Source organism: Thermoactinomyces vulgaris (assembly GCF_003688725.1).
GTDB classification, from domain to species: Bacteria; Bacillota; Bacilli; order Thermoactinomycetales; family Thermoactinomycetaceae; genus Thermoactinomyces; species Thermoactinomyces vulgaris.
In genome coordinates this window covers 62,910-89,031 of sequence record NZ_REFP01000012.1, presented here as the reverse complement: position 1 = coordinate 89,031, position 26,122 = coordinate 62,910, and the positions used below count along the sequence as shown (strand labels likewise).

General features: G+C 48.0%; 26 protein-coding genes. 21 read left to right on the top strand and 5 right to left on the bottom strand.

Features of this window, described 5'->3' with window-relative positions:
* Positions 1–131 precede the first annotated feature (131 nt).
* The 11 genes from ATH33_RS11890 to ATH33_RS11835 all read left to right on the top strand — a co-directional run bounded on the left by ATH33_RS11890 (position 132) and on the right by ATH33_RS11835 (position 10,933).
* Positions 132–887 (top strand): type III pantothenate kinase, encoded by a 756-nt coding sequence (locus tag ATH33_RS11890; RefSeq protein ID WP_062843359.1) that lies wholly within the window; start codon positions 132–134, stop codon positions 885–887.
* Positions 888–947: 60 nt separating this feature from the next.
* Positions 948–1,820 carry an Hsp33 family molecular chaperone HslO gene (hslO, locus tag ATH33_RS11885; RefSeq protein WP_037997861.1) on the top strand — a complete coding sequence of 291 codons (873 nt, stop codon included), beginning with the start codon at positions 948–950 and terminating at the stop codon, positions 1,818–1,820.
* Between the two features lie 73 nt (positions 1,821–1,893).
* On the top strand, positions 1,894–2,826 hold the full coding sequence (gene cysK, locus ATH33_RS11880) for a cysteine synthase A (protein ID WP_037997863.1): 933 nt from the start codon (positions 1,894–1,896) through the stop codon (positions 2,824–2,826).
* A gap of 256 nt (positions 2,827–3,082) precedes the next feature.
* A complete protein-coding gene (locus ATH33_RS13640) occupies positions 3,083–3,247 on the top strand; it encodes a hypothetical protein (protein WP_170151262.1) in 165 nt (54 codons plus the stop codon).
* A 177-nt stretch (positions 3,248–3,424) separates the two neighbouring features.
* Positions 3,425–4,276, top strand: a complete 852-nt coding sequence (gene folP, locus ATH33_RS11870; RefSeq protein ID WP_037997865.1) for a dihydropteroate synthase — start codon at positions 3,425–3,427, stop codon at positions 4,274–4,276.
* Positions 4,269–4,628 (top strand): dihydroneopterin aldolase, encoded by a 360-nt coding sequence (gene folB / locus ATH33_RS11865; protein ID WP_037997867.1) that lies wholly within the window; start codon positions 4,269–4,271, stop codon positions 4,626–4,628. Before folP ends, folB begins: the two co-directional genes overlap by 8 nt.
* A complete protein-coding gene (gene folK, locus ATH33_RS11860) occupies positions 4,625–5,131 on the top strand; it encodes a 2-amino-4-hydroxy-6-hydroxymethyldihydropteridine diphosphokinase (RefSeq protein ID WP_037997876.1) in 507 nt (168 codons plus the stop codon). Before folB ends, folK begins: the two co-directional genes overlap by 4 nt.
* Positions 5,132–5,154: 23 nt before the next feature.
* On the top strand, positions 5,155–6,171 hold the full coding sequence (dusB, locus tag ATH33_RS11855) for a tRNA dihydrouridine synthase DusB (protein WP_049720811.1): 1,017 nt from the start codon (positions 5,155–5,157) through the stop codon (positions 6,169–6,171).
* 25 nt (positions 6,172–6,196) lie between these two features.
* Entirely contained in the window at positions 6,197–7,693 is a 1,497-nt protein-coding gene (lysS, locus tag ATH33_RS11850) for a lysine--tRNA ligase (RefSeq protein WP_121874452.1), read from the top strand.
* Between the two features lie 859 nt (positions 7,694–8,552).
* Positions 8,553–9,188, top strand: coding sequence for a nucleotide exchange factor GrpE (locus ATH33_RS11840; protein ID WP_037997884.1), 636 nt, complete (start codon positions 8,553–8,555; stop codon positions 9,186–9,188).
* A 221-nt stretch (positions 9,189–9,409) separates the two neighbouring features.
* On the top strand, positions 9,410–10,933 hold the full coding sequence (locus tag ATH33_RS11835; protein ID WP_049720813.1) for an Hsp70 family protein: 1,524 nt from the start codon (positions 9,410–9,412) through the stop codon (positions 10,931–10,933).
* Positions 10,934–11,106: 173 nt separating this feature from the next.
* Here ATH33_RS11835 and ATH33_RS11830 read toward each other — a convergent pair whose 3' ends face one another.
* Positions 11,107–11,604, bottom strand: coding sequence for a hypothetical protein (locus ATH33_RS11830; RefSeq protein WP_037996943.1), 498 nt, complete (start codon positions 11,602–11,604; stop codon positions 11,107–11,109).
* Between the two features lie 73 nt (positions 11,605–11,677).
* Positions 11,678–12,955 (bottom strand): MFS transporter, encoded by a 1,278-nt coding sequence (locus tag ATH33_RS13910; RefSeq protein WP_329605875.1) that lies wholly within the window; start codon positions 12,953–12,955, stop codon positions 11,678–11,680.
* Positions 12,956–13,160: 205 nt separating this feature from the next.
* Between ATH33_RS13910 and ATH33_RS11820 the strand changes: the two genes are divergently transcribed.
* The 4 genes from ATH33_RS11820 (at position 13,161) to ATH33_RS11805 (ending at position 17,376) form a co-directional block, all read left to right on the top strand.
* Entirely contained in the window at positions 13,161–13,928 is a 768-nt protein-coding gene (locus tag ATH33_RS11820; RefSeq protein ID WP_049720814.1) for a protein kinase family protein, read from the top strand.
* The gene (locus ATH33_RS11815) at positions 13,925–15,892 is read left to right on the top strand and encodes a tetratricopeptide repeat protein (protein WP_049720815.1); all 1,968 of its coding nucleotides are present in this window, start codon (positions 13,925–13,927) and stop codon (positions 15,890–15,892) included. The genes ATH33_RS11820 and ATH33_RS11815 overlap by 4 nt, the downstream gene beginning before the upstream one ends.
* A complete protein-coding gene (locus tag ATH33_RS11810) occupies positions 15,873–16,070 on the top strand; it encodes a hypothetical protein (RefSeq protein ID WP_037996955.1) in 198 nt (65 codons plus the stop codon). Before ATH33_RS11815 ends, ATH33_RS11810 begins: the two co-directional genes overlap by 20 nt.
* Positions 16,071–16,299: 229 nt before the next feature.
* Complete coding sequence (locus ATH33_RS11805) at positions 16,300–17,376, top strand: site-2 protease family protein (protein WP_121874451.1); 1,077 nt, start codon at positions 16,300–16,302, stop codon at positions 17,374–17,376.
* Between the two features lie 34 nt (positions 17,377–17,410).
* On the opposite strand, the gene ATH33_RS11800 is transcribed toward ATH33_RS11805, so the two are convergent.
* The 3 genes from ATH33_RS11800 to ATH33_RS11790 form a co-directional block, all read right to left on the bottom strand.
* The gene (locus tag ATH33_RS11800) at positions 17,411–18,130 is read right to left on the bottom strand and encodes a FixH family protein (protein WP_037996961.1); all 720 of its coding nucleotides are present in this window, start codon (positions 18,128–18,130) and stop codon (positions 17,411–17,413) included.
* 67 nt (positions 18,131–18,197) lie between these two features.
* Complete coding sequence (locus tag ATH33_RS11795) at positions 18,198–18,875, bottom strand: response regulator (RefSeq protein WP_037996963.1); 678 nt, start codon at positions 18,873–18,875, stop codon at positions 18,198–18,200.
* The gene (locus ATH33_RS11790) at positions 18,872–19,696 is read right to left on the bottom strand and encodes a sensor histidine kinase (RefSeq protein WP_037997069.1); all 825 of its coding nucleotides are present in this window, start codon (positions 19,694–19,696) and stop codon (positions 18,872–18,874) included. The genes ATH33_RS11795 and ATH33_RS11790 overlap by 4 nt, the downstream gene beginning before the upstream one ends.
* Positions 19,697–19,827: 131 nt before the next feature.
* Between ATH33_RS11790 and ATH33_RS11785 the strand changes: the two genes are divergently transcribed.
* The 6 genes from ATH33_RS11785 (at position 19,828) to ATH33_RS11760 (ending at position 26,022) form a co-directional block, all read left to right on the top strand.
* Positions 19,828–20,499: an HAD family hydrolase gene (locus ATH33_RS11785; protein WP_049720816.1), complete on the top strand. Its 672-nt coding sequence runs from the start codon at positions 19,828–19,830 to the stop codon at positions 20,497–20,499.
* A 123-nt stretch (positions 20,500–20,622) separates the two neighbouring features.
* Positions 20,623–21,321, top strand: coding sequence for an MgtC/SapB family protein (locus ATH33_RS11780; RefSeq protein WP_037996966.1), 699 nt, complete (start codon positions 20,623–20,625; stop codon positions 21,319–21,321).
* Between the two features lie 136 nt (positions 21,322–21,457).
* Entirely contained in the window at positions 21,458–21,928 is a 471-nt protein-coding gene (locus ATH33_RS11775; protein WP_037996967.1) for a CtsR family transcriptional regulator, read from the top strand.
* Between the two features lie 6 nt (positions 21,929–21,934).
* Positions 21,935–22,453 carry a protein-arginine kinase activator protein McsA gene (gene mcsA, locus ATH33_RS11770; protein ID WP_037996971.1) on the top strand — a complete coding sequence of 173 codons (519 nt, stop codon included), beginning with the start codon at positions 21,935–21,937 and terminating at the stop codon, positions 22,451–22,453.
* Positions 22,454–22,465: 12 nt separating this feature from the next.
* Positions 22,466–23,542 (top strand): protein-arginine kinase McsB, encoded by a 1,077-nt coding sequence (gene mcsB / locus ATH33_RS11765; protein ID WP_037996974.1) that lies wholly within the window; start codon positions 22,466–22,468, stop codon positions 23,540–23,542.
* A gap of 32 nt (positions 23,543–23,574) precedes the next feature.
* Positions 23,575–26,022 carry an ATP-dependent Clp protease ATP-binding subunit gene (locus tag ATH33_RS11760; RefSeq protein ID WP_121874450.1) on the top strand — a complete coding sequence of 816 codons (2,448 nt, stop codon included), beginning with the start codon at positions 23,575–23,577 and terminating at the stop codon, positions 26,020–26,022.
* Positions 26,023–26,122: the final 100 nt, after the last annotated feature.

The window sequence follows — 26,122 nt, the reverse complement described above, 5'->3', positions numbered from 1 at the left end:
GAGGCGTTTCCGCCTCTTTTTTCTTGTGAATTAATGGATGTAAAACAATCCGGGAGGATGGTATTCTATAAGTAAAATGGATTACATCACTAAAGCAGGTGAATAACTTGAACAAGGATTTATTGCTGGTCATGGATGTTGGAAACACCAATATCGTTTTGGGCATTTACCGCAAGGAAAAATTGTTGCATCATTGGCGTTTGCAAACAAACCGCCACGCGACCGAAGATGAATACGGCATGCAATTGGCCGATTTGCTTTCCTATACCAACCTGTCCATCAAAGATGTGGGGGCTGCCATCCTTTCTTCCGTTGTCCCTCCGCTGACGATTGTCTTGCGGCGGATGGCTGAAAAGTATCTTGGTTTGACCCCATTAATCTTGGGACCGGGCATTCGTACCGGATTGAATATCAAGTATGACAATCCACGCGAGGTCGGGGCCGACCGGATTGCCAATGCGGTGGCCGGCATTGAGAAATACGGGGCGCCGTTGGTGATTGTCGATTTTGGGACGGCAACCACCTTCTGTTTTATTGATGAAGAGGGAAATTACGTCGGAGGAGCCATTGCGCCCGGTATCAGTATATCCATGGAGGCGCTGTATCAACGGGCCGCCAAGTTGACAAGGGTGGAAATTGACAAACCGGATTCGGTGGTTGGCAAAAATCCGGTTCAATCCATGCAGGCTGGCATATACTATGGTTATGTCGGGCTTGTGGATGAAATTGTCACCCGCATGAAAAAGATGATGCGCCAACGTCCCACGGTGGTGGCCACCGGCGGGTATGCCTCATTGATTTGCAAGGATACCAAGACGATTGACAAGGTGGATCCGCTGTTAACCTTGGAAGGATTAAAGTTGATCCATGAGCTGAATGCAAAGTAACAGAATGGGAAACAGAGGGCTTCTTGCGAAGGAGTCCTTTTTTTAAGGAGGAAATCACTGATGGAAGATTATGTTATTCGAGCGATCTCTGCAGACGGGGCCGTGCGCGGGTTTGCGGCACGGACGACGAATCTGGTACAGGAACTGCAACAACGTCACCGCACTTTTCCGGTGGTCAGCGCGGCATTGGGCAGAACGGCGACCATGGGTGCGATGATGGGCGTGACTTTAAAAGAGAAGAACCACAAAGTATTGATCCGGGTGGAAGGTGACGGACCCATCGGGCGGATCATGGTGGATGCCGACGGGCAAGGCCATGTGCGCGGATGTGTCGACCAACCGCAAGTGGAAGGCAAATCCAAAGGTAACAAGCTGGATGTGGCTTCCGCTGTGGGAAAAGGAATGATTCACATCATCAAAGACTTGGGCATGAAGGAACCGTATCGAGGCGCTTCACCGATTATCTCAGGGGAATTGGCGGAAGACTTTACTTATTATTTTACGGCCTCTGAACAAACTCCATCATCCGTGGGATTGGGGGTATTGGTCAAAGGGAACGAAATTTTGGCGTCCGGCGGGTATATGATCCAGCTTTTGCCGGGGGCCGGGGAAGAAGTGATTCAAAACCTGGAGCAACGGATTTCCCGGCTTTCGTCGATCTCAGACCGGTTGAAAAACGGGGAAACGCCGGAAGAAATGCTGCGCTTTTTAATGGGGGACGATTTGGAAATCCTGGGGAAATCGCCGGTTCAATTTCAATGCAATTGTTCCAGGGAACGTTCAAAGGCAATGTTGCGGGCGCTTGGCAAGGAGGAAATAGAATCCATCCGGGACGAATTGGGCCGTGCCGAGGTCGTTTGCCATTTTTGCAATGAAAGATACTTGTTTACGGATGAGGAATTAGAAAGGATTATAATAGAAGAAATTGATTGACAAATCGGATCGGGATTAGTATGATGATAAATACAAAACCTATGAGTTTACTCGGAATAAGGAGGCTTCCTACATGCGGGTTGGAAATAATATTCTTGAGTTGATTGGCGAAACACCGCTTGTGAAATTAAACCGGATTGTTGGAAAGACGGATGCCGATGTTTATTTGAAACTGGAATTTTTTAACCCGGGTGGCAGTGTCAAAGACCGGATTGCCCTCAGCATGATTGAAGAAGCTGAAAAACGCGGGGAGCTGAAACCCGGTTCCACGATTTTGGAGCCGACCAGCGGAAACACCGGAATCGGACTGGCGATGGTGGCAGCAGCCAAAGGTTACCGCGCCGTGTTGGTCATGCCTGACACGATGAGCGTGGAACGCAGAAATCTTCTGCGGGCCTATGGAGCCGAACTGGTGCTGACTCCCGGTGCGGAAGGAATGAAAGGGGCCATTCAAAAAGCCAAAGAAATCCATGAACAACATCCCGATTATTTCGTTCCCCAACAATTTGAAAACCCGGATAACGTGAAAGCACACTTTGAAAACACCGCCAGAGAAATCGTTGAACAAACAGGCGGTGAATTGGATGCCTTTGTTGCGGGAATCGGGACCGGCGGAACGATTACCGGTGTCGGCAGGGTCTTGAAAGAAAAATATCCTCATGTTCACGTGGTTGCTGTTGAGCCTTCCAATTCCCCCGTTTTGTCCGGAGGAAAACCAGGGCCTCACAAAATTCAGGGTATCGGTGCCGGATTTGTACCCAAGATTCTCGATACGGATATTTACGATGAAGTCTTGCAAGTGGATAACGAGGAAGCTTTTGAATGGGCGCGTCGTGCAGCTCGTGAAGAAGGGATTCTCGTGGGAATCTCCTCCGGTGCGGCCATTGCTTCCGCGGTGAAAATCGCCCGCCGGTTGGGAGAAGGCAAAAAAGTTGTCGCTGTTGTTCCAAGTAACGGAGAACGTTATTTGTCCACGGCTCTTTTCAATTTCGAAGATGAAGCATAAGCGTAAACCAAATACATCTGTTGGAAGCTGTCCTTGATCGGAAAGGATAGCTTCTTTTGCTTTCGGGGAAAATTGTGATGAAGATCCCGGTTTTATGTGGTAAAATGATGTGATTAGAAGAGTTGAGCCTGTCGGGAAAAGCCGGGAAGGGATTGGATCATCATGAAATTGGTTTGCGGGATGAGCAAAAGCGATGCCATGGACATCGATGAAATAGAAAAGCAAGCGTAATCACCGGCGTCGGATCCGAAAGCGTTTGAAGAAGAAGCGGGAGCGGTGTTGCAAGGTTCCCTTGCGGGGATTGCATGAACGTCGGGCGCCGGAATTCCTCTTTTCCGTCATCATGGCGCAGGCTGCTTTCCAGTCTGATTGGAGCGGAATCCGACGGAAAGAGACCCGGTCCCATCCGGAATCCCTGTGAAAGCAGAGATGAAAAACCATTTTGAAGAACCGGATTCAGAAAACAAATCCATTTCCTTCTGCGGAAGAAGAAAGATAGATATGAGATGGCTCACTGACAGAAGGAATCGGTCGGCCATCTTTTTTTGTCATCGATGCAGCATCAAGCGCTTGTATTCATCAGAGAGGAGCTGGAGCCATGAACCATTCAACGATTCAAGCCGGTCCGTATACGTTGTCTTATGACCGCCGCACGCTGGTGATGGGCATTTTGAATGTGACCCCGGACTCTTTTTCAGACGGCGGAAAATACAATACGGTGGACCGGGCTATCGAACATGCCAAACAACTGGTGCGTGATGGCGCGGATATCATAGACATCGGCGGAGAATCCACACGCCCCGGGGCGGAGTATGTACCGCCGGAAAAGGAATTGTCCCGCTTGCTCCCGGTGATTGAGGTGTTGCATCGCGAGTTGGACTGCCCCATTTCCGTGGATACGTATAAGGCAGAGGTGGCCCGGCAATGCATCCAGGCCGGGGCGCATATCATCAATGATGTATGGGGAACGCTCAAAGATCCGGACATGGCCAAGGTTGCGGCGGAGTTGGATGTGCCGGTCATTTTGATGCATAACCGGCAACAACCTGATTATGATTCGCTGATGGACGATGTGATTCAGGATCTGATGGCGATGGTACAAAATGCGAAACAAGCCGGAGTCAAAGATGAAAATATCATTTTGGATCCCGGGATCGGCTTTGCCAAAAACCTTGAACAAAATTTAACCGTGATGCGCCACCTGGATCGCATTACCGCGTTGGGGTATCCCGTGTTGCTGGGAACGTCCCGGAAATCCATGATTGGCAAGACATTGAACCTGCCGGCTCATGAAAGGGTGGAAGGCACGGCGGCAACGGTGGCATTCGGAATTTCCCAAGGATGCCGGATCGTACGGGTCCACGATGTCAAAGAGATGACCAGGGTTTGCCGGATGATGGATGCGATGCTTTACGGGGTTCTGCCAAAGGAGGCGGAGGCCCGTGGATAAAATCTTTATGAAACGGCTGAGCTTTTACGGGTATCATGGGGCTTATGCCGAAGAAAACCGGCTGGGGCAGCGTTTTTATGTCGATCTGGAAATGAAATTGGATTTAAGGCCTGCCGGCACAACGGATGATTTGCAGAAAACCGTTGATTATGGAGCGGTATATCAGAAAGTGGAAAACATCATGACCGGAACCCGGGTGAAATTGATTGAAACCTTGGCAGAGCGAATTGCCGGACGTTTGTTGGCTGATTTCCCGATTGAAGAAGTACGGGTCCGCGTCACCAAACCCAATCCGCCGATTCAGGGACACTATGAGTCGGTCGGGGTTGAAGTGGTAAGGACAAGGCCATGAGCCGAAAAGTGACGGCCTATCTGGGACTGGGAACCAATCAGGGAGATCGGCGGGAACAGTTGAAACAGGCGATTCATCTGTTGAACAACACCAGAGGAATCCACGTGCGGCAAACCTCTTCGATTTATGAAACCGCTCCGGTCGGGTATCTCGATCAACCGCCGTTTTACAACATGGCGGCGGAAATCCAGACGATTTTGTCTCCCGGGCAATTGTTGGAAGCTTTTTTGCGGATCGAACAAAAGTTACATCGGGTGCGAAAGATCCGCTGGGGACCGCGCACCATGGATCTGGATCTGCTCCTTTATGAAGATCGCGTGATCCGGCAGGAAGATCTGGTGGTGCCCCATCCGCGCATGACCGAGCGGGCATTTGTTTTGGTCCCCTTGTTTGAAATTGCCGGGGATATCGAAATCCCGGGGACGCATAAAACAATTTCCCAGTGGATGAAGGAGATTCCCGGTGAACAAAAAGTGTACAAATTGGAAATGATTCCGGTTTAACCATGGGGAAAGGAGGTATTTCGATGCTGAAAATTGGTGACATTGCGTTAAAAAACCGTGTCGTGTTGGCTCCGATGGCAGGGGTCTGCAATCCGGCTTTCCGCCTCATTGCCAAAGAGTTTGGCGTGGGATTGGTGTGTGCGGAAATGGTGAGCGACAAAGCCATTTTGCACGGAAATAAAAGGACCCGGGAGATGCTTTATGTGGATGAACGGGAAAAACCGCTCAGTTTGCAAATTTTCGGCGGAGACAAAGAAACGCTGGTGGAAGCGGCCAAAGTTGTCGACCAACAAACCAATGCGGATATTATCGATATCAACATGGGATGCCCGGTTCCGAAAGTGGTCAAATGCGATGCGGGCGCCCGCTGGCTCCTTGATCCGGACAAGATTGAAGAGATGGTGTCTGCCGTGGTGGAAGCCGTGGACAAACCGGTGACCGTCAAGATGCGCATTGGTTGGGATGAAGATCATATTTATGTGGTTGAAAACGCCAAAGCGGTCGAACGCGCCGGAGGAAAAGCGGTTTCCGTACACGGTCGCACGCGGAAGCAGATGTACCGCGGGCAAGCGGACTGGAGTTGGATTAAAAAAGTAAAAGAGGCCGTGGGGATTCCTGTCATCGGAAACGGCGATGTCTTTACACCGGAAGATGCGAAGCGGATGCTTGATACAACCGGTTGTGACGGGGTCATGATCGGTCGCGGCGCATTGGGGAATCCGTGGATGTTGTACCGGACGGTCCATTATCTTCAGACCGGCGAACTGCTTCCGGAACCGGAAGTGAGGGAAAAGATGGAGATTGCCATTTTGCATATGGACCGGCTTGTCAAACTGCGTGGGGAAGACATTGCCGTCCGCGAAATGCGAAAACATGCGGCGTGGTATCTCAAAGGACTGCCTGGTGCCAGCAAGGTGAAAGAAAAAGTGAATCAACAAGAAACCAGGGATGGAATGGCAAATCTCCTGCTTTCGTTTGCGGAGGAATACGAAAAGCGTCAGCGCGAAAAACAAGAAGCCGTCAATCAAGAAACTGCGTAACGGATGAACGAAGGAGTGCGAAACGATGAGTCATGAAGAACAAATCGATCTGTTTCAAATCAGGCGTGAAAAAGTTTCTGCGTTGAGGGAGAAAGGTGTCAATCCTTTCGGCCACAAGTTTGAGCGTACCCATCATGCAAAGCAGATTTTGGATCAGTACGAATCGATGTCCAAAGAAGAATTGCAAGAAAAAAACATTTCCGTATCGATTGCGGGTCGTCTTGTGGCCAAACGGAAACAAGGAAAGGCTTCCTTTGCCCATCTCCAGGACATGAGCGGCCGGATTCAGATCTATGTCCGGCTGGACCGGGTGGGGGAAGAGCAATATGAGATTTTCCGGACAGCCGATCTCGGGGATTTTCTGGGGATCAAAGGCGTTGTTTTTAAAACCAACCGCGGGGAAGTCAGTGTCAAAGCCGATCAGGTGGATTTCCTGAGCAAATCGCTCCGGCCCCTTCCGGAAAAATATCATGGACTGAAAGATGTGGAGCTCCGGTATCGGAAACGGTATCTGGATCTCATCATGAACCCGGAAGTCAAAGAAACGTTTGTCACCCGGAGCCGGATCATTGCCGCGATGCGCCGGTATCTGGATCAACAAGGGTTTTTGGAAGTGGAAACCCCGACTATGAATGTGATCGCCGGCGGCGGGGCGGCACGTCCGTTCATCACCCACCACAATGCACTCGATATGAAGCTGTATATGCGGATTGCCCTTGAGCTTCATTTGAAGCGCCTGGTTGTGGGCGGATTTGAAAAAGTTTATGAAATCGGCCGGGTGTACCGCAATGAAGGGATTTCCACCCGCCATAATCCGGAGTTCACCATGATGGAATTGTATGCCGCTTATGCGGATTTTCATGACATCATGGATCTCACGGAGGATTTGATCGCCCATGTGGCGCAAGAAGTCTTGGGCACCACGAAAATCCATTACCAAGGGCATGAAGTGGATCTTTCCCCCGGCTGGGCACGCAAATCGATGACCGAATTGATCCGGGAAACGACCGGGGTGGATTTTACCCGGCAGATGACCGATGAAGAAGCCCGCCGGCTTGCGAAAGAACATGGCGTGGAAATTACAGAGTTTATGACCTTTGGTCACATTGTCAATGAGTTCTTTGAACAAAAAGTGGAAGACCAATTGATTCAACCGACGTTCGTTTACGGACATCCGGTGGAAATTTCCCCGCTTGCGAAGAAAAATGAAGAAGATCCCCGGTTTACGGACCGGTTTGAGCTGTTTATCGTGGGACGGGAACATGCGAATGCTTTCTCCGAATTGAACGACCCGATGGATCAACGGGAGCGTTTTGAAGCACAACTGAGAGAAAAAGAAGCCGGTAACGACGAAGCGCACCCGATGGATGAAGATTTCCTGGAAGCACTGGAATACGGAATGCCGCCCACCGGCGGTCTGGGAATCGGTGTGGACCGTTTGGTGATGCTGTTGACAGACAGCCCGTCGATCCGCGACGTTCTCTTGTTCCCGCATATGCGCGAAAACCAGCAGGAAGACTGATGGAAAAGCTTCTGATTCGTTATGAATCAGAAGCTTTTTTCACAAGTTATCCACAATATACACAAACGCCTGTGCGAATTGTGGATAACTTGTGAAAAAACAGCCCCGATCTTCCAAATAAAGAAAATATCAATAAATATCAGGAATAAAAAGGTAAATTTTGCCTGGGTGTTGAAAGATATAGACAACCCTGACAGCTAGGAAAAGGGAGGTTGGGAGCACATGGATAAATGCACCTGTGCCAAATGCGGCGCAAAGTCCTTATACATTCAATTTTTTCAATTCAATGGCAAGTATTATTGCCGGATGTGTTATACCGAATGTCTTCAACAAACTGACAAAAAAAAGACCAATCTTGTTATCACCCGGATGCCCTGAACGGGCATTTTTCTTTGAAGAAGGAGTTTTCAGGGACAATTTCGAAGTTGTATGGGGAAGTTCAGCCATGGCGTTTTGCCGGACCAAAAAACTTCAGAAATGAAAGGAAACGGGAATATCTTGGAATAGTTTATAAAAATCGCCTTGTATAAAAACTTCAAAACGTCTATAATTGCCCTAGGTTGCATCATGATATCATGGAATCTATCAAGTTTTGCAATATTTCCCGGCATTACCGCATGATTTACTTCATTTTCGTTGGTCCGGCGAGAAAAACATTTTTTGATGTAGATATTTGATATTCTTTTTGAATTCATCCACTTGCGACATGAATGAGGTTATTAGTAAAATGGTAGGAGCAGTACTGTTCCGTTCAGTTTACAAAAAGAGGCAAATCATTCAATATACAGAGAATGATGGATAGTTGGCCTTGATATATATCACAGAATATGAAAATAGTGTACACCAGGGAGGTTAAGCTATGGGTTCCAGGAAAGAGAACCATAGATTCTTAGAACAGGGTAACCAGCTTTCATTTCCTGAAGCGCGTTTTGGATTAACAAAAAAAGAAAACGTGGCTCCGAGTCCGATCAAAGAAACCAAAAGCGAATCTCGTTCCCAACAACAAGTTTTGAACATGCTCAGTGCATTGCAACAAAATTTCACATCGCTGTTGAATGTGGTTACCAACCGGCTCAGTTATGACAAAACGAAAGAAATGGCGTTTGACCGCCTTTATAAAGAGATGGAAGAGTTGAAGCAGGACCAGGAACTTCAACAACTCCGTCCGCTTTACATTGATTTGATTCTGCTGATTGACCGGATGAACAATATTTATAACGATCAGCTGGATGTCGGAGGACAAAATCCCGAATTAATTGACATTCTGCAAACCTTGAGCCATGAAGTGCTGGAAATTTTGTACCGTCGCGGCGTTGAATTGATTGTTGCCCCGTCCAACAAATTTGATCCCAAAATTCAACAAGTGGTTGAAGTGATTCCCACCAATAACCCTGCAGAAGATAATATGGTTGTCCATATGATCCGCCATGGCTTTAGATATGGAGACGTGGTTCTCAGACCTGAAGAAGTGGTGATAAAAAAATATAATCCCTGATTGAACGGAATATGACAACAAACGAGGATTAGCCATGATGTTGGCTAATCTTTCATCATTGAACCCTTTTCATGAGCATTTGGGGACCGGGGTGAAAGACGCATTTTTTTGTCAACCGTTTTTTACACTACATAGATTTTGCCATTTTGCGTGAAAGAGGGTAGTATATGGGAGCTTTCCCGTAACCCATGGGTTATAAGTGATCGAAGGAGTGAAAAAAGATGGGAAGAGTCGTTGGGATCGACCTGGGAACAACCTATTCGGCGATCTCTGTTGTAAATAAATACGGGAAACCGGAAATTATGGTGAACCGGGAAGGGGAACGGATTACTCCTTCTGTCGTTCTCTTTGATGGTTCGGATGTGGTTGTGGGCAGTATTGCGAAACGTTCTGCAGTTGCAAGTCCTTTTAATGTTGTCCAATTTGTGAAAAGACAGATTGGCGACAAGGCATGGAAATTCACCACGGAACAAAACGAAGACTTTACCCCCGAAGAAATTTCGGCCATGATTCTCCGGCGCCTGAAAGAAGACGCGGAAACCCTGCTGGGGGAAAAAGTGGAAGATGCCGTCATCACCGTCCCCGCTTACTTTGACGATGCACAACGGAAAGCGACACAAGACGCGGGAAGAATTGCAGGTCTCAATGTTCTTCGCATCATTAACGAACCCACCGCAGCGGCACTGGCATACGGATTGGACAAGATGCATATGGAGCAAAACATTCTGGTTTATGATTTGGGTGGCGGAACCTTTGACGTGACCATTATGCACTTGTCTCCAAGCGGATTGAGGGTGTTGTCCACCGGGGGTGCCAAAAACCTTGGCGGCTTTGACTGGGATAATGTGGTGATGAACTACCTGAATGAAGAGTTCCAAAAGCAAGGGGGCATCGATCTGTTGGAAGACCCCATGCTGGAACAGGACTTGCGTGATAAAGCGGAAATCGCCAAGAAAACCCTTTCTGTCCGTGACCGCACCAATGTATTCCTGTCTGCCAATGGAATCAACGCATCCATCACCCTGACAAGAGAGATTTTTGATGAATTAACCGCTCCTCTCCTGAACCGGACCCAAAAAATCATGGAATTCGTTTTGGAAGACGCAAACATTGAATGGAAAGACATTGACAAAGTCCTTTTGGTCGGCGGCTCGACCCGGATGAAACAAGTTCCTGCCATGATCGAGCGTGTCACGGGAATCAAGCCGTCATTGGATGTCAATCCGGATGAAGTGGTGGCTTTGGGAGCTGCCATCCAAGGTGCGATCCTGCAGATTAAGGAAGGAAATGCCGACCTCTCACTCAGCCAGTCCTTCCCGGTGGTTGAAGTGCAGGATGTCAATTCTCACAGCATGGGGGTTGTGGCGCTGGATGAATCCGGGCAAGAATTCAACTCCATCGTACTCAAAAAAGATACCGTGATCCCCAGCAAAGTAAGCGGCCATTATGAAACCACCGTTGATCAACAGTCCCAATTGCATTTGCAAGTGACGGAAGGGGAAGACATGGATCTGGATTATGTAAAAATCGTGGGGGAAGGCATGATCGACTTGCCGGAATACCCCAAAGGCGCTCCCCTCGAGGTTATTTTTGAGTATGACAGTGATGGAATCATCCATATCTCGGTGATTGACTCCACAGCGGGGAAATTGCTGGGGGAATTGAATATCGAGCGGAAGTCCAACCTGACGGAAGAAGAAGTGTTGGAAAAACAAGAGCGGATGAAAAAGCTGGCGATCGGTTAATCGGTTGGCATCTTTGTACATAATAAACAGACAGAGAATGGGATTGACAAGAGCACTTATTTTATCTTTCATGAAAAGATGAAGCTTGGGAAACCAAGCTTTTTTTTATGGGAAAGGGCATGAAAAAATCCATTCCGTGGGGGCGGATGCCAGGGAATGGATTTTCAGTCTCGTTATTGAATCGTTTTTCCATCGGCGGTCTGAATGACGAATTGGTTTTGCGGGCCGATGGAGCCTTTGGGAATCTCCGCATAACGCCGGGGTGCTTTTCCGGCTCTTCCGCCCTCCTCATCAAATTCAACCAGAATGCGGGTCACCTTGGGCTGGATTTTTTGCAGGGCCTTGATTTTCAGCCCTTTTCCCATGTATGATTCGTCTTTGATTTGAACCAACAGCATGTCTTTGTTATTCCAATCAAGGGTATCCTGAAACATGGCGGGGTGCTTTTCCTTCGTATATACCCATACGCCTCCATGCGGTTGTCTTTCGGGTTCGCCTTCTTTCCAATTGATCAACGTAAAAGGAATTTCTTCGTAGGTTTCCTGTGCGGGTTGTGCCTCTGAAAGATCGATGTGATCTTCCGGAACCGGATCTGCACCGGCAGAAGATTCACAACCGGTTAACAGGCTCAAAGATAAGGCAGAAGCCAAAAGGAATGGGACAATCCTCATCGAACCCAACCTCCTTTAAGACTAAGTCCTATGCTATTAAAATAAAATTACTTCGTCAATGGGATAAATGTTGTTATTCGGTGAAGGAGGGATCCAATGCAGATTCGGCCCGGCCTTTTTCTTCATTGACGGTGAAAATCAATACAATTCCGATGATGAAGAAAAGGACTAACGAGGCAATGCCCGCCCGGCCCGATCCCATCCATTGCCCGGCCAGACCAAACACGGCCGGTCCGAAAATGGAGGCAAATTTGCCGGACAAACTGTACAAACTGAAAAATTCCGCCTGCCGCCCCCGGGGAATCAGCCGGCTGAATATGGCCCGGCTCAACGCCTGGCTTCCTCCCTGTACCCATCCGACCATGACCGCCAAGATATAAAAGTGCAGAGCCGTTTGCATAAAATAACCGAAGATGACAATGACGAGGTAAACAACCAAGGTGAAGATCAATGTGGGTTTGGAACCCCGGCGGACGGCCAGTTTCCCGAAGAGGAACGTGCAGGGAATCCCGACGAATTGTGTCAAGAGCAAAGCGATGATGAGATCGGTCTGATGAATGCCAATTTCCACACCATAAATATTGCCATTTTGATGATGGTGTTGATCCCGTCGCTGTAAAACCAAAAAGCGATCAGAAATTTCAAGAGTTCCGGGTATTTCCTTGTACTTTTGAAGGTGCCGGTGACGGAACGGATGCCTTTTCGTGTCAAGCGGAAGACGGAAGCGGGAGGGGAAGAACGCTTTTTTTTCTTGAACATGGCGAAACATCGGAATGGAGAAAACCCACCACCAGACGGCCACGGTTAAAAAGGTGACCTGTGTGGCGAAGGTTCTTGTAAAAGAAAAAATATTGTGAAATTGGATCAGAAATAAATTCAATGCGAGCAAGATGCCTCCGCCAAGATAGCCCAATTGATATCCGCGGGAAGAAATGCGGTCCCGTTCGTGTTCCGGGGCAATGTCGTTTAAAAAGGCGTCATAAAAGATGTTGGCTCCGGAAAAAGCAACGGTTCCCATAACCACCGTAACCGATGCCCACAACCATTCCCCTTCATTGATCGTGAACATGCACAGGGTGGATGAGATGCCAAGACCCGTAAAAAAGGCAAGGAAACTTTTTTTATTGTGCATGCTGTCCGCAATGGCTCCGAGAACCGGAGTGATGAGCACCACCAGGATGAGAGAAATGGACTGCGTGTATCCCCAATAGGCGGTGGAAGCGGAGGGAGCCAGGTGTTTTCCGGCTACTTCCGAGTAAAAAATCGGCATCACGGTGGTCATAATGATCGTGGCATAAGCTGAGTTGGCCCAGTCATACATCACCCAACCAAAAACGGCTTGCTTGTTCATGCATTTCTCCTTTTTTTTCATTCATTTCAACACAGGAAAATTTTTTCGGTGAAAGAAATTTGAACGTTTGGACGGATCAGGCAATCCATCCGTCAAGGTTCTACTCTCTTTTTCATAATCATGATAGAATGAAGCGTAGAAAATAATTCGAGTGCATGGCAGATGGGCAAGCAGAACGGATCAGAGGGAAGGAGGGAATGAATGATTGAGGAAAGTGCAAGAGGGTGAATGGATTAAAGAAAGATACCGTGTATTAAAAGGTTTTCCATTTGTGATTGGCACATTATACTATACGGAATATCATTGTGGTCAGGATGAGGTACATACCCGGTTTGTTCATGCCCTTGACCTTCAATTGGTGAATGCTGATTTTGATCCGAAGTCACTTCTTCATCGGGATGAACATGTGTTTTTCCCAATCCGTGAGGTTTTTTCCGATGAAACAAAAGGGTTGCTTTTCCAGGTTTTCCGGCGCTTGGAAGGAACGCTTCTGGCACATTATCTGGGAACGCATGCACCATTGTCTTTGAAAGAAACCGTAAATTTAGGCCGCAAAGTCATACAGCATTTGCTCCGGCTTTATGAAATAGGCCAGTTCACACTTGTCCATCCGCAAAATATGGTGCTGACATCAGGCCGGTCTTTGCGGTTTTTATATGGGGGAAATAAAGGAGAATTGCCCAAAGGATTTGCAGGATCTGTTTCGGGAAACACCAGCGCGGACCGGATTTATGATACGTACACCGTTGGCGCATTGTTATATCAGATGTTGACTGGAAAGAATCCCATGGCACAAGGACTCACAATTCCCTCTGTTTCTCAATACCGTCGAGACTGCCCGGCTGAACTGGATGAATTTGTGCAGCGATCGATCTCTTTTGATATCCATAAACGACCTCATATCGAAGAGATTGCCGACTTCTTGGATTGGATGGCAGAACGTTTAGAAAAAAAGGTTGGAGGAGAAAAATGAGTGAGTTTAAACAGAAAGGTGAACGAATTCGGGGAAGTTATGAAGTTTTAAGTGTATTCCCTTTTGTGGAAGGGGTTTTGTATTTTACGTCCGTAAAAAAAGAGGCAGAAGAAGGCACCACCCGGTTTATTCATGCCGTAAAGCTGAAAAACCAGCCGGAAGAGCACGAGTTGGAAGAGTTAAAAAAGCGAAACAGCGAAGTGTTTTTCCCGGTCCAGGATGTGTTCATCGAAGACGGGATCCTGTATCAGGTGTTTGAGCGTATGGAGGGGGACTTGCTGGGGGTTTATTTGATGCGTTCCGCTCCTCTTCCCATGGCGGAAGTGGCCAACTTGTTGAAAAACATCACCAGCCATCTGTTACAATGTTATGACGATGAGCAATTTGCCCTGGTCGACCCGCAAAACATGGTGTTGCAATCGGACGGCCATCTCCGCTTTTTGTACGGGGGCCCCAACCGTTTGTTCAGTCACTACCGCCAAGAGACCGAAGATGTGAAGAAATTGGGTCAGTTACTTTATTTTATGCTGACCAAAGAGCGGATTGACGACAAAACCACGCAGATCGATTCCATTCGTTCCTCCCGTTCGGATTTGCCATTGCAATTGGAAGGGCTGCTGTTGCGGTCATTATCCAATGACGCCATTAAGCGTCCGCGCATCCATGATTTCTGGAAATGGGCCTATCAATATGAAGAGAAAAAACCAAAAGCCTTGGATGAAAAACCGGTTGCGGATGATCAGGAGGAGAAACCGGCGGAAGAGAAAGGGAAAATGAAAAAGCCGGCTGCATCCGATAAAAAAGAGAAGGCGAAAAGCGCCAAGAAAGAGAAAAAAGAACCGGCCAAAAGCCGGAAAGGATGGAAGCGGTTCGGGTTGGTGGCAGCGGCCGTTGTGTTGGCTTTTGTGGTGATCCAAATGTTTGCCGACAACACCCGGGAAACGTTGGCCGGGGTGATTGATCCGACCGTGGAAGAAAATCCGCAAGAAGCGTTCAATTACTTCCGCCAATCGACACAAGCTTATGACCAAAAGCAATTGGATCAGGCCATTCTCCTGGGGCGCAAGGCGTTAAGCGCCGATTTGGAACAAAAAGAGTATTTCTTGCATTTGGCGAACTTATACGGATTGAAAGAAGATTATCAAACCGGATTGCAGATTTTAAAAGCGGCAACGGATAAATTCCCGAAAGATTATGAGTTACAAGATGCCTTGTCGGTGTACGCTTATTATCTGAAGGATTATGAACTGGCCAAGGAAGCATCGGATCAGGCGGTTTCCCTGACCAGTGAAGAAGCAGAAGTTTATTACCATCAAGGGAAAATTTACGGGGCCATGGGGGATTATGATCAAGCAGTCCAATCCCTGAAGTTTGCCACCTATTTGAAAAAGAAAAATGCACGTTACCAACATGACCTGGCGGTTTATCTTTTCAAACAGGGAAAGATTGATGAAGCGATCGAACAAGCCAAAAAAGCGGCCAAATTGGCCAGCAGCAAAAAAGAAGAATATTATGTGACGCTGGGTGTCCTTTATTTGAAAAAATGGGAACAAGTTTATCAAGACAAAAACATGAACGCCGAAGAGAAGAAAAAAGAACTTGCCAGCTACTCCAAATCTGCTTTCCGGGCTTTCAATGATGCAGTGGATGAAGAATCCAAATATCCGAGAGCGCAATATTACCGTTCCATGGCTTACTATTTGTACGGATATTTCATCTCCGCCAATCAGACAGCGGAAAAAGCCGCCAAATATGATCCGAAAAATCCTCTCTACCACTATCAACTGGGAATCACCTGCATGGGGCTGGGAGACAAAGAAGGAGCGCTGAAAGCTTTTGAACGCGCATACCAGTTGGATCCGAACCAGTCTTTGTATCAGGATGCGATTAAAAAAGCCCAACAAATGCAGGCCACACCACAAAATAAGGAGGCAAAACCGGAAGATGAAGAAGCCAATAAGTAAACTCTTGATTCCGTTCATCCTGGTGGTCGCTGTGATCAGCGCGGTCGTTTGGGCGGTTGGAGGGGATGATGAAAAAGCCGGCGTTCCGATCATCGTCCGGACCCCGAAATTGGAAATGCAATTGGATAAAATCGAGAAAGATCCTCTGCCTTTGGATATTCAGGTTGAAAAAAGGTGACACCCAAAAAGGCTGTTGACAACCCCGGTAGGTCAACAGCCTTTTTCATGGGTTGTCAGGGGAATTGCGGCAAAATTGTATACAATGCTGTCAATGTCGAGGCTGTTTGATGAACGGGTTTCATGGTATATTGTAAGGGGAATTGTTTTATATGCTTAAAGATATGGGAATGAGACCGGATTCAACCGGTGAAAGATATAGTAAAAGACGGGTTAAGGAGGCTCTGTGAGTGGAGCAGGAACAGTCCAATCAGAAAAATCGAAGAAATTTGGGTTGGCTCGGACTTTTTTTGGTCAGCATCGGAACCAAGTTGAAATCGATCTTGCCCTTGTTGAAATTTGGAAAGTTTGGCGGCACATTGATCACCATGGCGATTTCCGTCGGAGGATATGCGCTGCTTTTTCCTTATCAATTTGCCATCGGTTTGGTTTTGATGATTTTCATCCATGAAATGGGACATGTTTGGGCGGCAAAGATCAAGGGATTGCCTGTGTCGGCACCGGCCTTTATTCCGTTTGTGGGTGCGTTGATCACCATGAAGAAGCAGCCGAGCGATGCGGCGACGGAAGCCTTTGTCGCTTTGGGCGGTCCTCTTTTGGGCACGTTGGGGGCGGTTGTTTCCTACGGTTTGGGAGTTTGGCTTGATCAGGATCTTTTGATCGCCATCGCCTATATCGGCTTGTTTTTAAATTTGTTTAACCTGATCCCCATTCATCCTTTGGATGGCGGAAGGATTGTCGTGGCGATTACCCGTTGGCTGTGGGTGGTCGGTTTGATTGTGGGGCTTTTTTTGATCATATATTTGAAAAGTATTTTGCTGTTGATTATTTACATTATGTTTTTGATTGATTTATGGGGGGCATACCGGAAGAAGAAGCCGAAAAAAAGAGAGTTTGTGATTGAAGCCAGAGTGAAAAAGGAGCGTTTTGATGAAGCCGGGTTGTGGATCCCGGGTGAATATCACCAACGTTCTTTGCCGTTTCGCCAATATTGTTTCATCCAAGACCAGAGAGAAATGGCGGAAGTGGGTTATCCCGGGCTTGGGACGATCCTCCAGTTTGAAATGATGGGACAAATCCATGAGATGACGTTGGTACAGACGATTCCCCCTTCTCCGGAAGATCCGGAAGTGAAAATGAAGTTAAAAGGGACTTATACGCCTCTTCGTGTGGGAGGTATTAAACAGGATGAGAAGTATTACAGCGTGCCTCCGAAGTTGCGGTGGATTTACGGCACCGTCTACGTGGGGCTGACCGTATTTATCGGCTTTATGATGTATCAAATCGGCCAAATGGGATTGACGTGACCAAAAAAGGAGCTCCGGATCCGGGCTCCTTTTTTTACTGCACGGTAACGGTTTTTTCCTGGTGATCGTGAATCTTTTCTTTTTCCACATGCAATTTCAAATGATATGTTCCTTTTTCCGGAAAGGACAAGGAGGCGGTGTACTCACCGGGTTTCTTTTCGGAGGCCTCGACAAACTTATGTTGTTCGTTGCCTTGTTTCCAGACCTCCAACCGGACATCGGCACCACTTAAAGCTTTTTGATTCAGTTGAATGTGTGCCGATGCTTCAATGGCTTGCCCGGCCTGAATGTTGTCCGGGACCGTCAGATGCATTTGCACCCCGGAATCATGGTGCGCGTGGGAGTCATTTTGGACGGATCCGACGGTAAACGAACCACTGGTCATCTGGTGGATGCCGGGGGCGGTGACATGGACCACCACGTGATACTCCCCGTCCTCAGGGAATTTCTGTACTGCGGTATATGTTCCGTCGGCCTGATGGGTTGCTTTGAACGTTTGATGTTCTTTCCCTTGTTTCCAGACTTCAAATTCGACATTGGCATCCGGAAACGGTTTGTTTTCGGCCGTAATCACGGAACTTAACTCAACCGGCTGATTCTTTTCGGGATGGTCCGGGGATGATTGGAAAGTGATATTCAGCTGGGCCGGTGTTTGCAGGTTTTGCTGTTCCTTGGTTTCGGGTTTTAACTGTCCGCATCCGGCGGCAACCAGGATAAAGAGAACCAAATGAAAAAAGAATAAATTACGCTTCATGATGGCGGACTCCTTCCGTAACTTCCGGTCTGTATCATGCTCATTGTAGCAAAAGCGGCAGGAATGACTATCCCTCTTTGGAGCTATTCTCTCCCCGGTCGTTCCCTTCCATCCATCCTTGTTCATAGGCATAACGGGTCAATTGAACTCGATTATTCAAGTGGAGTTTCTGCATAATATTTTTCAGATGGTTTTTGACGGTGTATTCCGATATCAGGCACTGGCGTGCGATTTCTTTATTGCTGTAACCCTGGGCCACCCATGTTAAAATTTCTTGTTCCCGTTGGGTCAGATTGGATTGTTTGGAAGGAACGGGGGTGGTATGGAATTCATGCAAAATCCGGCGGGCAATTTCTTTGGGCATGGGGGTTTCGTCTGCGGCAACGGCTTGTAAATATTCCAGCCACAAGGAAGGCTTCAGGTTTTTCAGCAGATACCCCTGAGCCCCCTGTTTTAAAGCGTCAAACAGATCGGAAGCATCATCGGAAACCGTGACGATGACAATTTTTACGGACGGGAACTGTTCTTTGATGATGCGGGTGGCGGTCAGGCCGTTGATCTTTGGCATGTTGATATCCATTAAGATAAGATCGGGACGGGCGGATTCGGCGAGTTCGATCACTTCCTTTCCGTCGGCTGCTTCGCCCACGATTTGAAACCGGGAATCTCTTTTGATAATCAAACGCATGGCTTGGCGCGCGTGTTCATGATCATCTCCAATGACAATGCGATAAAGGGGATTCACTCGTTTTCCCTCCCTTTTTGGATGGTCAGAATGGTTTTTCCGTCCTGTCGTGTTAATTGAAGTCCGGCGCCGATGCTTTTTACCCGTTCTTGCATGATGCGCATCCCGTATCGGTCCGGGTAGGAAAACACATCGCCTTCAAACCCGATTCCGTTGTCTTCCACCGTGCATCGCCATCCTTGGCGGAACGGTTCGAAAGAGACTTGGACCCAAGTGGCCCGGGCATGTTTTCGGACGTTGGTCAAGGCTTCCTGTATACAGGCATACAGTTCCACTTTTTCTTTGGTGAGAAGGGATCCGGTTTCCATTTCGAAACGGGCTGAAATGCGGACCCCGGTATCGATTTCAAATTCGCGGAACAAATGCATCAATTTGTCCTTTAAAAGAAAAGGAGCGGGGTGTTCCGGATTTTTTAAACTGGCGATCGCTTGACGGACATCATCGTGCAATTGTTGCAAGTGTTGATGAACCCGGTTTAATGAAGGATCGGGGTGTTTTTCCCGCAGGGATTCCAGTTCCACCGAACACAAAAACAACGTTTGTGCCATGCCGTCATGCAATTCGCGGGCGATTCGCTCCCGTTCCTGTAAAACGGCATTTTCTTCCCGCTCTTTTTTTAGAGCTTCTTGGATTTCTTCATAAATCACAAATAAATGCACCAAGAGGGTTAATGTGACCCCCAAAACGATCAGAGGGGTGAGCCAGTTGCCCAATTCCATGGAGATATAAGGCAACAGGTATTCATGACGGATATATTCCCAGATCCCCACCGCGATCGTGGGGATTGTCAAAATGAGCCATTTGATTTGTTTATAAGTCAACGGGATCACTCCAAAAGCCATTTCAAAATTTACTTTACACGAAAATAAACGAAAAAAAATGAACAAACTGTCGAACATCCTTTTTGCGATCTTGTAAAATGAAAAGAACATCACTGGAAAGAAGGGGAATCATGAAAGCAATCATCTTTGACTTGGATGGAACATTATTTCAAACCGAAAAAGTGGCCGTTCCCGCATTTCAGGAAACTTTTCGCCATTTACAGACGACGGGCAAGTTTCAAGGAGACATCCCCGATGAGGAAAAAATTCAATCCGTTTTCGGAATGACGCATCAGGAATTGTGGGAGGTTTTGTTGCCGGGGGCAGACAGTGCCCTCAAAGAAAAAGCGGATCGGTTCATGCTGCAAAAAGAGCTAGAATTGTTCCGCCAGGGAAAAGGGGAGATTTTTCCCGGGGTCAGGGAAACCTTGATGCAGTTTTATGAAGACGGATGGCCCTTGTTTGTGGCCAGCAACGGGGCCGGTGATTACGTGCGCACGGCTTTGGAAACAAAAGGATTAATTTCTCTGTTTAAGGGAATTTATACAGCAGGAGAGTATCAAACGGCTGATAAATCGGATCTTGTCCGCATTTTAAAAAATGATTACGGGGTGACGGACGGTTTGATGGTCGGAGATCGCAGTTCAGACATCAAAGCCGGCAAGGAGAATCAACTGTTTTCGGTTGGATGCCGCTATACCGGATATCCCTGTTTTGGTCAAGAAAATGAACTGGACGAAGCTGATGCAATCATTCATTCTTTTCCGGAACTGAAGCAAGTGGTCGAAGCAACAAAAAAGTGAACAGGTGAAGGTGATGGATGAGGTTTCCAACCTTTTGATTTTCAAGTCGGGGAACAATGAAGTCAAAAGGAAGGAAATCTCTTTTTGTACCGGGAGTTATCACGAAAGAAAAGAGGGTGAAAAATGGGAGAAAGTGTATGGATGGTTTCTTACCTGGAAGTGGCGGTTCGTTTGTTTATGGCGGCACTTTTGGGAGGGTTGGTCGGTTGGGAACGTGAACGGCATAACCATCCTGCAGGCTTTCGCACACATATTTTGGTCAGTGTGGGCTCGGCTTTGATTATGCTGATTTCCATCTATGGTTTTACGGATTATATGGCGGAGCAGAATGTCCGGTTTGATCCTTCCCGGTTAAGTGCACAGGTGGTGAGCGGAATCGGTTTTTTGGGAGCGGGAACGATCATGCGCCACCGTGCATCGGTGACAGGGTTGACGACGGCGGCTTCTTTGTGGGTGGTCTCAGGCATCGGGCTGGCGGTCGGAACCGGTTTTATCTTCGGGGCCGTCCTGACCACCATTTTGGTTTTGGTGAGCCTGGAGCTTTTAAACCGGTTGGAAAGCATGTGGATCAAAAAGAAACGTCTTTGTCTGCTTCACATCATTGCCGAGGATGAACCGGGCAAACTGGGCGAGCTGGCATCGCTGATCGGGCGGTTTGGCGGAAAAATAAGGCGGGTGCACATGGAGGAACAGGAAGAAGAGGATGAGGGCCGTCTGTTGGAGATCACTTTTACCATCCGCATCCACGAAAAAGTCCCCATTCCCCAATTGGTGGAGGAAGTCCGTCAGCTTGACGGTGTAAAATCAGTTCGCGTGGATTAAAAACAAACGGTACATGTCAAGGTAAAAATTGGTCAATACTGAAAATAAATGCAGGGGACTTGGCAAATGGAAGCTTTTTTCTTATAATGAATATCAGAAGGTCAAAGTTAGTCAAGGTCAGCAGGAGGTTGTCCGAATGAGTAGTATTTCGGACATAATTGAACGCTATTTAAAAAAAATAATCAATGAAAGCGAAGACGGCGTGATTGAGATCAAACGCAGTGAATTGGCGGATATTTTCCAATGCGTCCCTTCTCAGATCAATTATGTGATCAGTACCCGATTCACGGTGGAGAAAGGGTATATCGTGGAAAGCAAAAGAGGGGGAGGAGGATTTATCCGCATCCAGAAAGTACGTTATAAGAATCGTCATGAAATTTTTGATGAAATGTTGTCATATATCGGGGATGCCGTCACCCAGATGACGGCGGAACATGTAATTTCCAGATTGATGGAAGAAGATTTGATGACAAAGCGGGAAGCTTTGCTCATGAAGCGTTTGATTTCCCGTGAAACCTTGCAGTTGCCGATTCCGCTTCGGGATCCGGTGCGGTCAAGGATGATGAAAGTTTTACTTACCACATTATTAACCAGCAAAGGAGAGTGACGGCCGATGCTCTGTCCCGAGTGTGGTAAACGGCCGGCAACGATTCATTACACCAAGATTGTCAACGGCGAAAAGTCCGAGTTTCATTTATGTGAAGTTTGCGCACAGGAAAAAGGAGAACACATGCCCGGGTTTGACAATGGGTTTTCTTTCCATCAACTTTTGTCCGGGCTGTTGAATTTTGATTCCTCTTCTTCCGGCGGACATACAGGATATGAAACGAATTTGCTCCGCTGTCCCACATGCGGGTTGACTTATAATCAATTCAGCAAGGTCGGCCGCTTTGGATGCGGTGATTGTTATCAAACGTTCCAGGATCGTTTGGAACCTTTGTTGAGAAGGATTCACGGCCATACATCGCATAACGGGAAAATCCCGTCCCGTGCCAAAGGTGAATTAAAACTGCAGAGAAAATTGGAACAGCTGCGTGAACAATTGGCGCAAAAAGTTCAGGCTGAAGAGTTTGAAGAAGCGGCCCGTTTGCGTGACCAAATCCGAGAATTGCAGGATCGACTCAAGAAGTAGGGAGGAAACACCATGTCACTCGAACATTTCATGAACCATGCCATCAGTGAATGGATGCGGGTGAAAGGTCCTCTGTCAGATGTGGTATTCTCCAGCCGGATCAGGGTCGCAAGGAATTTGGACGGATTTCCGTTTCCCATGCTGAGCACCGCATCCCAGGCGGAAGAAGTGATTCGCAAAGTCGAGCAGGCATTGAAACAAGATCAGTCGAAGTACTCCTTCCTGGCAGGTGCTGAATTGATCCGCATGAAGGACCTGTCTGATTTGGAAAAAAGCGTGTTGGTCGAGAAGCATTTGATCAGTCCGATGTTGGCGGAAGAATCACGGCATGGCGCCGTTTTGTTGAATAAAGCCCAATCTGTCAGCATCATGATCAATGAAGAAGATCACATCCGCATTCAGGTGTTGTTCCCCGGATTGCAAATGAAGCAAGCCTGGGAACTGGCCAATGAGATTGATGATTGGTTGGAAAGCCACTTGAATTTTGCTTTTGATGAAAAGTGCGGTTATTTGACCAGTTGCCCGACTAATGTCGGGACGGGAATCCGGGCTTCGGTGATGCTTCACTTGCCGGCTTTGGCCATGACCCAGCAGTTAAACCGGTTGTTGCCGGCGATAACGCAAGTCGGGCTTGCGGTTCGCGGAATATACGGAGAGGGCAGTGAAGCTTTGGGCCAATTGTATCAGGTTTCCAATCAGGTTACGCTGGGATTGGATGAGAATGAGATTTTGGAAAACCTGCAAGGAGTTGTCCGGCAAATGATTGAACATGAACATACAGCCCGCGGACGGCTCCAAGAGGTTTCTTTGATTCAGCTGGAAGACCGTGTCCATCGTTCATACGGGACTTTGGCCCATTGCCGCATCATTGATTCCAAAGAAGCGATGAGCCTTCTCTCTGATGTCCGGTTGGGAATTGATTTGGGATTTATCCGTGGCGTTTCGGCCAGTGTCATGAATGAATTGATGGTGATGATTCAACCCGGATTTTTGCAACAGTATGCCGGGGAACGGCTGAATGCCGAACAAAGGGACATTCGCAGAGCCCGGTTGATTCGTGAACGTTTGGCCATGGAACATAAGTCCTGACAAATCCATGCATAAGTGAGGTGTAAGGGATTATGATGTTTGGACGTTTTACAGAACGGGCGCAAAAAGTTCTCGCCCTTGCTCAGGAAGAAGCCGTGCGTCTGGGACATACCAACATCGGAACGGAACATGTTTTGCTTGGATTGGTTCGCGAAGGGGAAGGGATTGCAGCCAAGGCCTTGATCGGTTTGGGCCTGGGATTGGAAAAAATCCAAAAAGAAGTTGAGAATTTGATTGGACGGGGACAGGGGCAACCCGTAAACATTGCTTATACGCCACGGGCGAAAAAAGTGATCGAATTGTCCATGGATGAAGCTCGCAAGTTGGGGCACACCTATGTCGGCACTGAGCACATTCTTCTCGGTTTGATTCGCGAGGGGGAAGGCGTGGCGGCCCGCGTTCTCAACAATTTGGGTGTGAGCTTGAACAAAGCCCGCCAGCAGGTTTTGCAACTCTTGGGAAACAGCGAAACCTTCTCCAACCACTCCAGTACCCATCATCAGGTCAATACACCCACACTGGACGGCTTGGCCCGCGACTTGACGGCCGCTGCGCATGACGGAAACCTGGATCCGGTGATCGGCCGCAGTAAAGAGATTGAGCGGGTGATTCAAGTCTTGTCCCGCCGGACCAAAAACAATCCGGTTTTGATCGGTGAACCGGGAGTCGGAAAAACGGCGGTTGCCGAAGGTTTGGCCCAGCGCATTGTTGACGGGGAAATCCCGGAAACCTTGCGCAACAAGCGGGTTATGACCCTGGATATGGGAACGGTGGTGGCCGGAACGAAATATCGCGGTGAGTTTGAAGACCGGTTGAAAAAAATCATGGATGAAATCCGCCAAGCCGGAAACATCATCTTGTTCATTGATGAGTTGCACACGTTGATCGGGGCGGGAGGTGCCGAAGGAGCGATTGACGCATCCAATATCCTGAAACCGGCGCTTGCCCGTGGGGAATTGCAATGTATCGGTGCGACAACCCTGGATGAATACCGGAAATACATCGAGAAAGATGCCGCTTTGGAGCGCCGTTTCCAACCGATTTTGGTGGAAGAGCCGAGCACTGAGGAAGCGGTGTTGATCCTGAAAGGTTTGAGGGATCGTTACGAAGCCCATCACCGGGTGAAAATCACCGATGAAGCGATTGAACAAGCGGTGAGATTATCCGACCGCTATATTACGGACCGGTATTTGCCGGATAAAGCGATTGACCTGATCGATGAAGCGGCATCCAAAGTGCGGTTGAAATCTTACATGATGCCGCCGGAACTGAAAAAACTGGAACAAAAGCTGGAAGAAGTGAAAAAAGAAAAAGACGCGGCCGTGCAAAGCCAGGAATTTGAAAAAGCGGCTTCTTTGAGGGATACCGAGCAAAAATTGCGTGAGGAAATCGAGATCAACCGGAATTCCTGGAAACAACACCAAGGAAAAACCGATTCCGAAGTCACCGCGGAAGATATTGCCGATGTCGTTTCAAGCTGGACGGGAATTCCTGTGAAGAAGTTGGCGGAAGAAGAATCGGAACGCTTGTTGAATATGGAGTCCATCCTGCATAACCGCGTCATCGGACAAGAGGAAGCGGTCCGTTCCGTTTCCCGTGCCATCCGCCGGGCCCGTGCAGGATTGAAAGATCCGAAGCGGCCGATCGGTTCCTTCATCTTCCTGGGACCGACCGGAGTCGGAAAAACCGAATTGGCCCGTGCTTTGGCGGAAGCCATGTTTGGTGACGAAGATGCGATGACCCGGATTGACATGTCTGAGTATATGGAAAAACATGCGACGAGCCGTCTTGTCGGTTCGCCTCCGGGATACGTGGGATATGAAGAAGGAGGACAATTGACGGAAAAAGTCCGCCGGAAACCCTATTCGGTCGTCCTGTTTGACGAAATCGAAAAAGCTCACCCGGAAGTTTTCAACATCTTGTTGCAAGTGCTGGAAGACGGCCGGTTGACGGACGGAAAAGGCAGGGTGGTGGATTTTCGTAACACCATCATCATCATGACTTCCAACGTGGGGGCATCCACCATCAAGAAAACGTCACGCCTCGGATTTAACGTTGGCGGCAATCAAGCGGAAGATGACTATGAACACATGAAGCAAAATGTCATGGAAGAGCTGAAGAAAACTTTCCGTCCCGAGTTTTTGAACCGGATCGACGATGTGATTGTTTTCCATCCTTTGAAAGAAGAGCATCTGGAAGAGATCGTGTCCCTGATGGTGAACCAATTGCGCAAACGCCTGGTTGAACAGGGAATCGAATTCCGGTTGACGGATGAAGCCAAACGTTACTTGGCGAAAGAAGGATTTGACCCGAGCTACGGTGCCCGCCCGTTGCGCCGGGCCATCCAGAAAAACATCGAAGACCGTTTGTCCGAAGAGTTGTTGCGCGGCAATGTCGCACGCGGGAACTCGGTGGTCATCGATGTGAAAGAAGGAAAATTGGTTGTCGAAAAAGAAGAGTCCCGGTCTGCAACCCAATGATCGAGAAACAGGCACCCGGCTGTATCAGCGGCCGGGTGCTTTTGTTTATCACTATTTTTTAAAAAAGAGGTTGAAATTTGCCCGTATAGGGAAAAAATTC